This is a genomic window from Streptomyces sp. R21 (genome assembly GCF_041051975.1).
Lineage (GTDB): Bacteria > Actinomycetota > Actinomycetes > Streptomycetales > Streptomycetaceae > Streptomyces.
Map to the genome: position 1 here is coordinate 3,650,424 of NZ_CP163435.1, position 12,987 is coordinate 3,663,410.

Here is a 12,987-nt window from a genome sequence, read left to right on the forward strand (position 1 = left end):
TCAGGAGGACGGCAGCTGCTGCCCGTAGTCCACCGTCTCGTTCTTCGCCGGCTCCTCCAGGGAGAAGTCCTTGCCCCAGTCGGTGAGACGGAGGGTGCCGGCGCCGCCCGCGCGGACCAGCAGCAGCGGGTAGGGCGTGCCCTTCAGGGAGACGTCCAGGGCGCCGCCGGAGCCCTTGTCGCCGGTGATCCTTATGGTGCTGACGCCGCTCTGCTCGTGGTGGCCGTCGGTGGCCAGCGTGCCGTGCAGCGTGAGCAGTCCGTCGAGCAGGACGTTCTTGTCGGTGAAGCCGCTGAAGCGCTTGTAGGCGGGGTCGTCCTCGGGGACCTTCACGTACATGCCGTCGAGCTTGCCGGCGGCCCCCTTGTCCGTCGTGGCGTCGTCGCTCTTGCCGTCCTCGTGGTCCCAGAACGCGGCGTCGGCCTTGAGGAAGAGGTGCTCGCCGACGCGCAGCAGCCGGAAGGTCCCGCTCTTGGAGGTGACGGAGCCGGTGCCGCCGTCCGATTTCAGGCGCATGTCGAGTGTGTACGTGACACCGCCTGTCACCACGTTCCCCGAGAGGTGTACGGCGTCGGAGGACTGGGCGGCCTTCAGCGACTTCGCCTGGATCTGTGTCGCGGGAAGCTTGCCCACGCCGTTGGTGCCCGCGTCCGGGTCCTCGTCGCTGCTGCACCCCGTCAGTCCCGTCCCCATCACGGCCACTGCGCACACGGCGCTCACGAGTGCGGCCCTGCGCGTACGGCGGCCAGTGGGATGTGCAGTCACAGGTGGGGCCTCTCGTGCGGGGGTCCTCAACGGCGTACGGCAGCGTACCCGTGCCGTAGGCGGTCGACGGAGGCAGTCCGTCCGGACCGCCCACCAGGGCGTATCCGACCGGGACGGGCTAGCCTGAAGCCCAATTCAGCGGACATTCGCAGACGAAAGGGAGGCGCGGCGGATGGCAGCAGGCGCCCCCCGGATCTTCGTCTCGCACCTCGCCGGTGTCCCCGTCTTCGACCCGAACGGCGACCAGGTGGGGCGCGTCCGCGATCTGGTCGCCATGCTGCGGGTCGGCCGCCGTCCGCCCCGGCTGCTCGGGCTCGTCGTCGAACTCTCCACGCGGCGCCGCATTTTCCTGCCGATGACCCGGGTGACCGGCATCCAGTCCGGCCAGGTCATCTCCACCGGCGTGCTCAACGTGCGCCGCTTCGAGCAGCGGCCCACCGAACGGCTGGTGATCGGCGAGCTCCTCGACCGGCGCGTCACGCTCGTCGAGACCGGCGAGGAGGTCGCCGTCCTCGATGTGGCGGTGCACCAGCTGCCGGCCCGCCGGGACTGGGAGATCGACCGCGTCTTCGTACGGAAGGGGAAGTCCGGCGGGACCTTCCGGCGGGCCAAGGGCGAGACGCTGACCGTCGAGTGGTCCGCCGTGACCGGGTTCTCGCTGGAGGAGCACGGACAGGGCGCCGAGAGCCTGCTGGCCACCTTCGAGCAGCTGCGCCCGGCCGACCTCGCCAACGTCCTGCACCACCTCTCCCCCAAACGGCGCGCCGAGGTGGCCGCCGCCCTCGACGACGACCGTCTCGCCGACGTCCTGGAGGAGCTGCCCGAGGACGACCAGATCGAGATCCTCGGCAAGCTGAAGGAGGAGCGCGCCGCCGACGTCCTGGAGGCGATGGACCCGGACGACGCGGCCGACCTGCTCGCCGAGCTGCCCGAGGAGGACAAGGAGCGGCTGCTGACGCTGATGCAGCCGGACGACGCGGCCGACGTACGGCGGCTGATGGCGTACGAGGAGAAGACGGCCGGCGGTCTGATGACGACCGAGCCGATCGTGCTGCGGCCGGACGCCACCGTCGCCGACGCGCTGGCCTCCATCCGCAACCAGGACCTGTCCCCCGCGCTCGCCGCGCAGGTGTACGTGTGCCGCCCGCCGGACGAGACGCCGACCGGCAAGTACCTGGGGACCGTTCACTTCCAGCGGCTCCTTCGCGACCCGCCGTACACACTGGTCAGCGCCCTGGTCGACGACGATCTGATGCCGCTGTCCCCGGACGCCGCGCTGCCGGTGGTGGCGGGCTTCTTCGCGACGTACGACATGGTCGCGGCGCCCGTGGTCGACGAGAGCGGCTCGCTGCTCGGCGCGGTGACCGTGGACGACGTACTGGACCACATGCTGCCGGAGGACTGGCGCGAGACCGAGTTCCATCTCGACGAGGGGGCTCCCCATGGCGCCTGAGCGCGACGGACGCGACACCCGCGTCGAGACCCGCGAGCGCACCGTCTCCGGGGCGACCGCGACCACCCGGCCGCGCACCCGGCTGGACCAGCCGCTGCTGCCGCGCCGCCGGCTGCTGCCGGAATGGGACCCGGAGGCCTTCGGACGGCTGTCGGAGCGGATCGCGCGGTTCCTGGGCACCGGGCGGTTCATCGTCTGGATGACGGTCGTCATCATCCTGTGGGTGCTGTGGAACGTCGCGGCCCCCTCCGACCTGCGCTTCGACCACTACCCGTTCATCTTCCTGACCCTGATGCTGTCGCTCCAGGCCTCCTACGCGGCCCCGCTCATCCTGCTCGCGCAGAACCGGCAGGACGACCGCGACCGGGTCAATCTCGAACAGGACCGCAAGCAGAACGAGCGCTCGATCGCGGACACCGAATATCTGACCCGGGAGATCGCCGCCCTGCGTATCGGCCTCGGCGAGGTCGCCACCCGCGACTGGATCCGCTCCGAACTCCAGGACCTGGTCAAGGAGCTGGACGGGCATCACCAGGACGGCCACGTCGTATTCCCGGCGGAAGCACCGCGCGGACGTGACGTAGACGACCGCTGACGGGGCTTTCCGAGGCACCTGGGGGGCGCCGTACCATCGACCCTATGGCTACGGAAGACGCGGTGCGTGAAGCACTGGCGACGGTGAACGACCCCGAGATCCAACGACCCATCACCGAGCTCGGGATGGTCAAGGCAGTGGAGATCGGTGCGGACGGAGCGGTCGCGGTCACCGTCTACCTGACCGTCTCCGGCTGCCCGATGCGCGAGACGATCACCAAGAACGTGACGGACGCGGTCGCGGCGGTCGAGGGCGTCACGCGCGTCGACGTGACCCTCGACGTGATGAGCGACGAGCAGCGCCGTGAGCTGGCGTCCGCGCTGCGCGGCGGCCAGGCCGAGCGCGAGGTCCCCTTCGCCAAGCCGGGCTCGCTGACCCGCGTGTACGCGGTGGCGTCCGGCAAGGGCGGCGTCGGCAAGTCCTCGGTGACGGTGAACCTGGCGGCGGCGATGGCCGCGGACGGCCTGAAGGTGGGCGTCGTCGACGCCGACATCTACGGCCACTCCGTGCCCCGCATGCTGGGCGCCGACGGCAAGCCCACCCAGGTCGAGAACATGATCATGCCGCCGTCCGCGAACGGCGTGAAGGTCATCTCCATCGGCATGTTCACCCCGGGCAACGCCCCGGTGGTGTGGCGCGGCCCGATGCTGCACCGCGCCCTCCAGCAGTTCCTGGCGGACGTGTACTGGGGCGACCTCGACGTGCTCCTCCTCGACCTCCCGCCGGGCACGGGCGACATCGCGATCTCCGTCGCGCAGCTCGTCCCGAACGCGGAGATCCTCGTCGTCACGACCCCGCAGCAGGCCGCCGCCGAGGTCGCCGAGCGCGCGGGCTCCATCGCCGTCCAGACCCACCAGAAGATCGTCGGCGTCGTCGAGAACATGGCGGGCCTGCCGTGCCCGCACTGCGGCGAGATGGTCGACGTCTTCGGCACGGGCGGCGGCCAGTCGGTCGCCGAGGGCCTCACCCGCACGACCGGCGCGACCGTCCCGGTCCTCGGCTCCATCCCGATCGACGTCCGCCTGCGCGAGGGCGGCGACGAGGGCAAGCCGGTCGTCCTGACGGACCCGGACTCCCCGGCGGGTTCCGCGCTGCGCGCGATCGCCGGGAAGCTGGGCGGCCGCCAGCGAGGCCTGTCGGGCATGTCGCTGGGGATCACGCCGCGCAACAAGTTCTAGTACTTCCCGAGTGCTCCCCGAGTGCTTCCTGAGTACGACGAAGGGGGCGCCGTCCTGCGGGACGGCGCCCCCTTCGTCGTACAGCGTGCTGTTACGCGTACGCCCCGATGTCCTTGACCATGGCGAAGGCGAGCCCGTACGCGCTCATGCCGCGCCCGTACGCGCCCACGTGGACGCCTTCCTGGGTGGAGCCCGCGAGGACCCAGCCGAACTCGGACTCGCGGTAGTGGAAGGGGGTCGGCACCCCGTCCACGGGGAGCGACAGCGTGGACCAGTCGGAACCCGTCAGGTCGTCCGCCAGCACCCAGGCCGTCTCGGTCTGCTGGTCCAGCCAGTCGTCCCGCAGGGTGTGGTCCATCTGGCCGGGCCAGGTGAAGTTCAGCAGCCCCACGCCCGCGAGCCAGGCCGCGGAGGACACCGAGGTGGCCTCCAGGAGGCCGGTGCCGTCCGCGCTGCGCCGTACGGGGCTGGCCGCGACGGTGACCACGACCGCGAAGCGCTCCTTGTCCTCCGTCGACTCGCTGCGCACCGAGGGCTCGTCGCCGTGCCCGATCGAACCGTGCTCGACGGCACCGTCTGCCGAGGTGCCGACCTGCATCAGCCAGCGCGGTCCCGTGAAGGCCTCGTCAAGGCCGTACCAGGGGAAGGGCGCCAGCAGGTAGCCGTCGACCGTGCGCCGGGCGGAGGGGACCTGTTGTCCGCCCTCCGCGGCCGGCGCCTGCGCGCCTACCCGACTTGTCGTCTCCATCTGCCGGACGCCTCCTCGCTCTCGTCGGACCGGAGCGGCCCGCCCCCCTCGGGCGTCCTTGTCGGTCCGCACAACAACTGGGCAGCATAGCCACACCGCTCCGAGCAGCGGCGAAACCGGTCGGCGGGTGGGTCGCGCACGCGTCGGATTCCGGCCGCGCAGGACCCGTCTGAGGTGCGCGTATGGCGTGGGTACGGCGGTGGTGGCTACGGCTCAGGTGGCGTGGCTCACGTGGCGTCCGCGTCGAAGGGCGGGCGGTCGTCCGGTTCGGGCTTCTCGGGCTTCTTCGTCATGTCGACGGCGCCGTTCGAGGGCGTGGCGGACGAGGGCAGCGACGGGGTGTCGGACGAGGAGGACGACGAGGGCAAGGACTCCGACTCGCGGCCGTGGACCGCGTCCGCGACCTCGGCCATCTCCTTCTTCAGGTCGAAGCCGTTGCGGATTTCCTTGAGCCCCAGGTCGTCGTTGTCCAGCTGCTTGCGGATGAACGTCTTGGGGTTGAGGTCCTCGAAGTCGAAGTCCTTGAACTCGGGGCCCAGTTCCTCGCGGATGTCGGCCTTGGCGCTCTCCGAGAACTCGCGGATCTTGCGAATGGTGCGCGTGACGTCCTGGATCATCTTCGGAAGCTTGTCGGGACCGAAGACGAGCACAGCGAGGACGACGAGCGTCACCAGCTCGAGCGGTCCTATGTCATTGAACACCTGAAGCTCCTTGCGATGTCCTCGGTCCTCGGCCCTCGGGTGGTCTTTGTCTTCCGTGGTCCGGGCCGGGTCCACGGTACCCGGCGATCCCGTCCGTCCGGAACTGTCCTGGGGTTTCCGGATGCGTGTACACGGCCGGTTTTCCACGATGTTTGCCGTTCGGAGCCGGGTTCGGGCGCCCGGCTGTGAAGTTCATGTCAGTTGCCGCCGGCGGAGCCGAGGACGAGGGTGAGCTTCTTCTCCGTACCGTCGCGCTGGAGAGTCAGTTCCAGGCGGTCGCCGGGGCGGTGGGTGCGGGTCTTGACGATGAGCTCCTCGCCGGAGTGCACGCGCTGGCCGTCGACCTCGGTGATGACGTCGCCCGACTTGATGCCCGCCTTGTCGCCGGGGCCGTCCGCGGTGACCGCGGGACCTCCGTCGTTGCCCTTGAGGCCGACACGGGCTCCGTCGCCCGTGTAGTCCATGTCGAGCGTCACGCCGATCACGGGGTGGGTCGCCTTGCCCGTGTTGATCAGCTCCTCGGCGACGCGCTTGGCCTGGTTGACGGGGATGGCGAAGCCGAGCCCGATCGAACCGGCCTGACCGCCGTCCGTGCCGGAGCCGCTGTCGGCGGACCGGATCGCGCTGTTGATGCCGATGACGCGGGCCTTGGAGTCGAGCAGCGGCCCGCCGGAGTTGCCGGGGTTGATCGGGGCGTCGGTCTGCAGGGCGTCGACGTACGACACGTCACTGCCGCTCGCTCCCTCGCCGCCCGCCGTGATGGGCCGCTCCTTGGCACTGATGATGCCGGAGGTGACGGTGTTGGCGAGGTCGAAGGGCGCGCCGATGGCGACGACGGGGTCGCCGACCCGGACGTTGTCGGAGTTGCCGAGCGGCAGGGGCTTGAGCCCGCTGACGCCGGTGACCCTGACGACGGCGAGGTCGTACCCGCTGTCGCGCCCGACGACGGTGGCCTTGGCGGTCTCGCCGCCGCTGAAGGCCACGGATATCTCGCCGCCGGTGCCGGCCGCTTCGACCACGTGGTTGTTGGTGAGGATGTGCCCCCGGGTGTCGAGCACGAAGCCGGTGCCGGTGCCCTCCGCGTCGCTCCCGCGCACATGCAGGGTGACGACGCTGGGCAGCGCGCGGGCCGCGATGCCCGCCACGCTGTCCGGAGCCCGCCCCGGAGCCTCCGCACCGGCCTGCGGCAGCTCTACGTCCCCGAGCCCACCGTTGCGCTCCAGATAGGCCCCCACGGCGCCACCGACACCTCCGGAAACGAGCGCGAGCACCAGCGCCCCGAGCACCAGCGCCTTCTTCGCCCTCTTGCGCCGCTGAGCCTTGCTGGCGACGGCGACCCCCGTCTGCTGGAGCGGGCCGGGGGCGGCCCAGGGGTCGTAGTTCTGCCAGGGGGCGGGGGTGGGGGGTGGCTGCGGAGCGCTCGGAAGAGGGGTGGGGACGGGGGCGCTGGGCGCGGGGGTTCCGTGGGCGGGGGTGCTGTGCGGGAGGGGTACGGGGGCGGGGGTGTCGTGGGCCGGCGTTCCGTGGGCAGGCGTGCCCGCCGCCGGGTGCTGGACGGGCGGGGCGGGCGCCCATGGACCGGGCTCACCGTACGGAGGGGTGCCGTAGGGGTCGGGGGCGTGCAGGGGCTTGGGGCGGTCGAGGGGGGTGGTGGCGGGACCGGTCGCGAGGTTTGCGTCGGCCGCGGGCGCGAGGTTCGTGTGGGTGGCGGGCGCGAGGCCCGCATCGGTGCCGGGCGCGAGGTCGGAGTCGGAACCGGGCACGAGGCCTGTGCCGGTGCCGGGCGCGAGGTCCGCGTCCGTACCGGTCAGGAGCGTCGTGTCGGCGTCCGCCGGAAGGCTCGCGGCGGGGCCCGTGTGCGGCCCCGCCGGGGCGTGCGCGTGCGTGCCCTGGGCTTCGAGCCGCGCTACGGCGCCCACCTCGTGGGACGCCATGTCGCCCGGCTCGGCGCCCGGAACATGCCCTTGGTGCGCCGGAGCCGCAGCGTCCGGCCCGAACCCCTCGTCGGACCCGGCGGCAGGCGCCCAGCCGGACGGCACCGCGTCGGACGGCACGTCACCCGTCTCCGCACCCGCCGCACGCTCCTGGTGCGCCGGTATCGGAGCGGAATCCGGAGCCTCCAGCTCGAAGTCACCGCCGGACCCGGCGCCCACCGCTGTCGAGGCCTGGCTCGGCGCGGGACGGTCCAGCTCGTAGTCGCCCCCGCCGGCGCCGTCGGCGACGGTGGTGTCGGGCGTCCCCGCGCCGTGCGGCCGGGGCCGGCTCCACCACTTCGCCTTCGTGGGTTTCCCCTCGTTCATGTTCTCCCCACACCTGGCCCGCGACACAACTCGCCGACGGTCACCGCAGATTGTCGACTCCGCGCCCGGGATCCCTCCGGCGGACACGGCTCACCCAGGATTCAACCAGGTTCACGGGCCGTCGCGCAGTGATGGGGTCAGCGGACGGTGCGGGAGGAGGGGGACGGGGAGAAAGAGGGGGACGAGGTGGGCGCCGGAGCGGCGAGCAGGCCCGGCGTGGTGATGTCGGGTGCCGCCGACCATGCGGTCAGCACGGCCGGTTGGGGGGCCGTGAGCGGACGTATGAGCGGGGACATGGCGGCGGCTCCGGCCACCACGGGGGTGGTCAGCGCGGCGGCCTGGGTGCGGTCCGCCGGAGTGGGGACTCCGGGCAGCAGCGGCGCGGACACCTCGGTCGGCGCCACCGGGGCCTCGCCGAGCCCGCGCTGGCCCTGGGCGAGCAGCGGCCCGACGGACCGGCGGCGCTGCGAGTCGGGCGTCGCGGCCCCGGCGCCCGGGGTGCGCGCCGGTGTCACATTGCTTCCGGTCCCGGAGCCACCCCGTGCGTCCGCGGTGTCCGCCGGAACCCCGGCCGACACCCCGCCGAGCGCGACCGCGGCCAACGACACCGCACCGGCGGCGGCGAAGGCGAACCGCAGCCCGCGCGAGGCCGACCGCTCGGCTTCGTGGCGGTTGACGTCATGGATACGGAAACCGCGCTGCGCGGCGGGGGGCAGGACGCCCGCGTGCGGCCCCGAAGGCACGTAGCCGAAGGGTTCGCCTCTTACTCCGAAGACTCCGGTGGTACCGGAGCCGGAGGGGAGCCTTCCGCCGAAGCCTCCCCCGCCCAGCGGGGATCCGTCGTCGGAGTCACCACCTCCGGGGAGCCCCTGGAGTCGGGCCAGGAAGCTCTCGGAGGGCGGTGGCGGGGCCATTTCCGCGAAGACGCTCTTCAGTCGTCGTTGCGCGTCCGCCTCGGCCTTGCACTTGGCGCAGGTGGCGAGGTGTGCCAGGACGCGGTCGCGCGACTCATGACCGAGCTCCCCGTCCACCAGGGCGGAGAGTCGGTCTCCCAGGTGCTGCTCTGCCGGCGTAGGACGTGATCCACTCACGCGGTCGCGCCCCCTCCTCCCAGCGCGGGAATTCCCGGTACGGCGAAGGTGCGGCGCTCGGCGCGGGCCTCGGGGGACCGGTGCGCGAGGGCCTTGCGCAGCTGCGAGCGGCCGCGGTGGATCCGGCTGCGGACCGTACCGAGCTTGACGCCCAGGGTCGCGGCGATCTCCTCGTACGACAGTCCTTCGATGTCGCAGAGGACGACCGCGGCGCGGAACTCGGGCGCGAGGGTGTCCAGCGCCTGCTGGACGTCCGCGTCGAAGTGCGCGTCGTTGAAGACCTGCTGCGGGGACGGCTCGCGGCTGGGCAGGCGCTCGGCGGCGTCGTCGCCCAGGGCGTCGAAGCGGATGCGCTGCTTGCGGCGGACCATGTCCAGGAAGAGGTTGGTGGTGATGCGGTGCAGCCAGCCCTCGAAGGTGCCCGGCGTGTACGTGGACAGCGAGCGGAAGACCCGGACGAAGACTTCCTGGGTCAGGTCCTCGGCGTCGTGCTGGTTTCCCGTCAGGCGGTAGGCGAGCCGGTAGACGCGGCCGCTGTGCGTGCTGACGATCTCCTCCCAGGTGGGCGGAGTCCACGCCTGCGACTCCGCGTCGGTGGTGAACGTCGCGGTCTGCGCTTCGGCAGCAGTGTGGAACTTGTCAGCAGTGTTGATCACGGATTTCGGCTCACCCGCTGATCTGAGGAAGCGCCGCAGCACTCCTCCCCGATCCACAGGCGCAGCCGCACCTCCCCTGTCGGCTCTGGTGGTGTCCAGTGGAGCCCCTACCATAGCCACCTCGCCCGTTAGCTCCGGATAAGCGGTTTTACGAGAATTTGATGTGCGCTCCCGCGCCCGCGTCAGCACCTGCCGGCCGTCCTGATCCATCCGCTTCCCCCCGCTGATTCCTCACCGATTCCGCGACTGCTGTCCCCACCCCTCTAAACGCCCGGTCCCATCTGCGGGTTCCCGGCACCAACGGATACAGTCACGCCCAGGCAACCACGGGGACAGGAGAGGGTCATTACCGGCAACCGGCAGACGAGCTGGGCGTTCGCCGACGCCTTTGTCGCCGAGGACGAGGCGCTGCGCTGGGCCCGCGACCGGGCTCGCGAGGCAGGCCTGCGCTCGGTGTCTCCCGGCACGGGCGCCGCGCTGCGGTTGCTCGCCGCCACGGTGGACGCCAAAGCGGTCGCGGAGATCGGCACCGGCACCGGCGTCTCCGGGATTCATCTGCTGCACGGCATGCGGCCGGACGGGGTACTGACCACCGTGGATCCGGAGCCGGAGCGCCAGCAGTTCGCCCGCCAGGCCTTCCGCGCCGCCGGTTTCGCCAGCAACCGAGCCCGCTTCATCCCCGGCCGCGCCCTGGACGTACTGCCCCGCCTCGCGGACGCCGGATACGACCTCGTCTTCTGCGACGGCGACCGTCTGGAGTGCCTGGACTACCTCGCTGAATCGTTGCGCCTGCTGCGCCCGGGCGGGCTCGTGGTCTTCGAGGGCGTCTTCGCGGACGGCCGTACGGTCGACTCGGGACCACAGCCCGCGGAGGTCGGACGGCTGCGCGAGCTGCTGCGCGCGGTGCGCGAGAGCCAGGAGCTGGTCCCCTCGCTGCTGCCGGTGGGCGACGGCCTGCTGTGCGCGGTCAAGCGCTGAGAACGGCCGGCGATCCCACCGCACGGGCCCGCTTCACACTGCCCTGACCAGCACAAACACCTCAGAGTACGGCCATGACGCGCCCCTGGAACGACAACTGCCCCGGCACCTGTGACGGTGCCGGGGCAGCTGAAGAGGTATGGTCGCGTTCCGCGTCAGCCGACGACCTTCTTGAGGGCGTCGCCGAGCGCGTCGGCCTCGTCAGGGGTCAGCTCGACGACGAGCCGACCGCCGCCTTCGAGCGGAACGCGCATGACGATGCCCCGCCCCTCCTTGGTCACCTCGAGCGGGCCATCGCCCGTCCGCGGCTTCATGGCCGCCATGCTCGTTCCCCTTCCTGAAACCAGCTCATCGTCGCCGACGGCCCCCTGAAAGGGCACGCACGTCCCCTCATAGGACACACGTCACCGGCATCGAACACATTGCTTCCAGGCCATTATCCCGCATCTCAGGACCCGATGACCAACATCAGTCGGCATCGCTTGCGCAACGCGCTTGAGCAAAACCACTCAATTCGGCGATGTGACTGCGATACTGCGCCGCCTCATCGACTTCCCGAGACCGGAATTCTTTGACGCAGGTCACATGTCCCGCCCGCTCCACGCGCCGTGATCTCCGCCATGCTGTCCTCAGACCGAGGACGTACCGACGGGTACGACGGAGCCGCGACACCGAGGGGACCCACCATGGCCGACACCGTGCTCTACGAGGTGAGCGACGGGCTCGCGACGATCACGTTGAACCGCCCCGAGGCGATGAACGCGATGAACGTCGAGGCGAAGGTCGCCTTCCGGGACGCGGCGCAGGCGGCCGCTGCCGACGACTCGGTGCGGGCCGTGCTGCTGACCGCGGCCGGGGACCGGGCGTTCTGCGTGGGCCAGGACCTCAAGGAGCACGTCGGCGGGCTGCTCGCGGCGCGTGAGTCGGGCGCGAGCGAGGGCGTCATGAGCACCGTGCAGGAGCACTACAACCCGATCGTGCGCGCCCTGACCGGTGCGGCGAAGCCGGTGGTGGCGGCGGTGAACGGCGTCGCGGCCGGGGCCGGTTTCGGCTTCGCGCTCGCCGCGGACTACCGGGTCGTCGCGGACACGGCGTCCTTCAACACCTCGTTCGCCGGGGTCGCTCTGACCGCCGACTCGGGCATCTCCTGGACGCTGCCGCGGGTCATCGGCCCGAGCCGCGCCGCCGACCTGCTGCTCTTCCCCCGCAGCATCACCGCCCAGGAGGCCTACGACCTGGGCATCGCCAACCGGCTCGTGCCCTCCGCCGAGCTGGCCGCCGAGGGCGCGAAGGTGGCCCGCGCGCTGGCCGAGGGCCCGACCCTGGCGTACGCCGCGCTCAAGGAGTCCCTCGCCTACGCCCTCTCGCACTCCCTGGACGAGTCGCTGGAGAAGGAGGACGAACTGCAGACCCGCGCCGGCTCCTCCGAGGACCACATGATCGCGGTGAACGCGTTCCTCGCCAAGGAGAAGCCGAAGTACCTCGGGCGCTAGCGCCCATGGTGGCGGTGGCCCGGGATTCAGCGCCCCCGGGCCACGCAGTCCGCCAGGTGGTCGTCGACCAGGCCGCACGCCTGCATCAGCGCGTACGCCGTGGTCGGGCCGACGAAGCGGATGCCGCGCTTCTTGAGCGCCTTGGACAGGGCGGTCGACTCGTCGGTGACGGCGGGAACGTCCGCGAGGGACTTCGGCGCCGGGCGCCCGGCCGGGTCCGGGGCGAAGGACCAGATCAGCTCGTCCAGCTCGCCCGGCGCCCACGCGGCCAGCACGCGCGCGTTGGCCATCGTCGCCTCGATCTTGGCGCGGTTGCGGATGATGCCCGCGTCCGCGAGGAGGCGCTCCTTGTCGGCGTCCGTGAAGGCGGCCACCGAGGCGATCCTGAAGTCGGCGAAGGCGGCCCGGAAGCCCGGGCGGCGGCGCAGGATGGTGATCCAGGACAGGCCGGACTGGAAGGCCTCCAGGCACAGCCGCTCGTACAGCTCGTCGTCGCCGTGGACCGGGCGGCCCCACTCCTCGTCGTGGTACGACACGTAGTCCTCGGTCGACAGGGCCCAGGGGCAGCGCAGCGCGCCGTCGGAACCCGCGAGTGCGTCGCTCACCGCTGCTCGTCCTCCACGCGCCCGCCGTGCTCCCCGTGCTTCTCCAGCGAGGGTGCGGTGGTCGCCCGGGCGCCGGCGAGCGCAGCCTCCAGGTCGGAGATCCGGGCGTCTCTCTCGCCGATCTCGGCGCCCAGGCGGCCGAGCGCGTCGTCGACGTCCGCCATGCGGTAACCGCGGGCGGCGAGTGGGAAGCGCAGGCTGTCCACGTCCGCGCGGTTGACCGGCCGGTCCTCGGGCAGCGGGTCGTGGAGCCGCTCGGGCGCCGCCTCGGGCAGGGGCGCGCTCTCGCCGCCGCCGACCACGGCCAGGGTCACCGCGGCGACCACGACGGCGAGCGCGACGACCAGGAACAAGAACATGAACATCGCTGAGGTCCCCACGCGTCGGTGCCGACGCGAGCGCGTCGGCATGGAAGGTGTCGAAA

At 71.7% G+C, this 12,987-nt stretch carries 14 protein-coding genes; 5 read left to right on the top strand and 9 right to left on the bottom strand.

What is annotated here, in order from left to right; genetic code table 11:
• A complete protein-coding gene (locus tag AB5J56_RS16255; RefSeq protein ID WP_369233445.1) occupies positions 1–765 on the bottom strand; it encodes a hypothetical protein in 765 nt (254 codons plus the stop codon).
• Positions 766–937: 172 nt separating this feature from the next.
• On the opposite strand from AB5J56_RS16255, the gene AB5J56_RS16260 reads away from it, so the two are divergent.
• The 3 genes from AB5J56_RS16260 to AB5J56_RS16270 are packed head-to-tail and all read left to right on the top strand — an operon-like array spanning position 938 to position 3,991.
• Positions 938–2,218, top strand: a complete 1,281-nt coding sequence (locus AB5J56_RS16260) for a CBS domain-containing protein (protein WP_369233446.1) — start codon at positions 938–940, stop codon at positions 2,216–2,218.
• Positions 2,208–2,813, top strand: a complete 606-nt coding sequence (locus AB5J56_RS16265) for a DUF1003 domain-containing protein (protein WP_369233447.1) — start codon at positions 2,208–2,210, stop codon at positions 2,811–2,813. Before AB5J56_RS16260 ends, AB5J56_RS16265 begins: the two co-directional genes overlap by 11 nt.
• Positions 2,814–2,857: 44 nt before the next feature.
• On the top strand, positions 2,858–3,991 hold the full coding sequence (locus AB5J56_RS16270; RefSeq protein ID WP_369233448.1) for an Mrp/NBP35 family ATP-binding protein: 1,134 nt from the start codon (positions 2,858–2,860) through the stop codon (positions 3,989–3,991).
• A gap of 91 nt (positions 3,992–4,082) precedes the next feature.
• On the opposite strand, the gene AB5J56_RS16275 is transcribed toward AB5J56_RS16270, so the two are convergent.
• The 5 genes from AB5J56_RS16275 to sigE all read right to left on the bottom strand — a co-directional run bounded on the left by AB5J56_RS16275 (position 4,083) and on the right by sigE (position 9,529).
• Positions 4,083–4,739: a hypothetical protein gene (locus AB5J56_RS16275; protein ID WP_369233449.1), complete on the bottom strand. Its 657-nt coding sequence runs from the start codon at positions 4,737–4,739 to the stop codon at positions 4,083–4,085.
• Positions 4,740–4,966: 227 nt separating this feature from the next.
• Positions 4,967–5,440: a sec-independent translocase gene (locus tag AB5J56_RS16280; protein WP_369233450.1), complete on the bottom strand. Its 474-nt coding sequence runs from the start codon at positions 5,438–5,440 to the stop codon at positions 4,967–4,969.
• A gap of 197 nt (positions 5,441–5,637) precedes the next feature.
• Positions 5,638–7,740, bottom strand: a complete 2,103-nt coding sequence (locus AB5J56_RS16285; protein ID WP_369233451.1) for a trypsin-like peptidase domain-containing protein — start codon at positions 7,738–7,740, stop codon at positions 5,638–5,640.
• A 137-nt stretch (positions 7,741–7,877) separates the two neighbouring features.
• Complete coding sequence (locus tag AB5J56_RS16290) at positions 7,878–8,831, bottom strand: zf-HC2 domain-containing protein (protein ID WP_369233452.1); 954 nt, start codon at positions 8,829–8,831, stop codon at positions 7,878–7,880.
• Positions 8,828–9,529, bottom strand: coding sequence for an RNA polymerase sigma factor SigE (gene sigE, locus AB5J56_RS16295; RefSeq protein ID WP_369242577.1), 702 nt, complete (start codon positions 9,527–9,529; stop codon positions 8,828–8,830). The genes AB5J56_RS16290 and sigE overlap by 4 nt, the downstream gene beginning before the upstream one ends.
• A 237-nt stretch (positions 9,530–9,766) precedes the next feature.
• Here sigE and AB5J56_RS16300 point away from each other — a divergent pair, with 237 nt between their 5' ends.
• Positions 9,767–10,465, top strand: coding sequence for an O-methyltransferase (locus AB5J56_RS16300; protein WP_369242579.1), 699 nt, complete (start codon positions 9,767–9,769; stop codon positions 10,463–10,465).
• Positions 10,466–10,620: 155 nt separating this feature from the next.
• On the opposite strand, the gene AB5J56_RS16305 is transcribed toward AB5J56_RS16300, so the two are convergent.
• On the bottom strand, positions 10,621–10,788 hold the full coding sequence (locus AB5J56_RS16305) for a DUF3117 domain-containing protein (protein ID WP_003966491.1): 168 nt from the start codon (positions 10,786–10,788) through the stop codon (positions 10,621–10,623).
• 363 nt (positions 10,789–11,151) lie between these two features.
• On the opposite strand from AB5J56_RS16305, the gene AB5J56_RS16310 reads away from it, so the two are divergent.
• Positions 11,152–11,958, top strand: coding sequence for an enoyl-CoA hydratase/isomerase family protein (locus tag AB5J56_RS16310; protein ID WP_369233453.1), 807 nt, complete (start codon positions 11,152–11,154; stop codon positions 11,956–11,958).
• 26 nt (positions 11,959–11,984) lie between these two features.
• Here AB5J56_RS16310 and AB5J56_RS16315 read toward each other — a convergent pair whose 3' ends face one another.
• On the bottom strand, positions 11,985–12,563 hold the full coding sequence (locus AB5J56_RS16315) for a DNA-3-methyladenine glycosylase I (protein ID WP_369233454.1): 579 nt from the start codon (positions 12,561–12,563) through the stop codon (positions 11,985–11,987).
• On the bottom strand, positions 12,560–12,928 hold the full coding sequence (locus tag AB5J56_RS16320) for a DivIVA domain-containing protein (protein ID WP_369233455.1): 369 nt from the start codon (positions 12,926–12,928) through the stop codon (positions 12,560–12,562). Before AB5J56_RS16320 ends, AB5J56_RS16315 begins: the two co-directional genes overlap by 4 nt.
• Positions 12,929–12,987 lie beyond the last annotated feature (59 nt).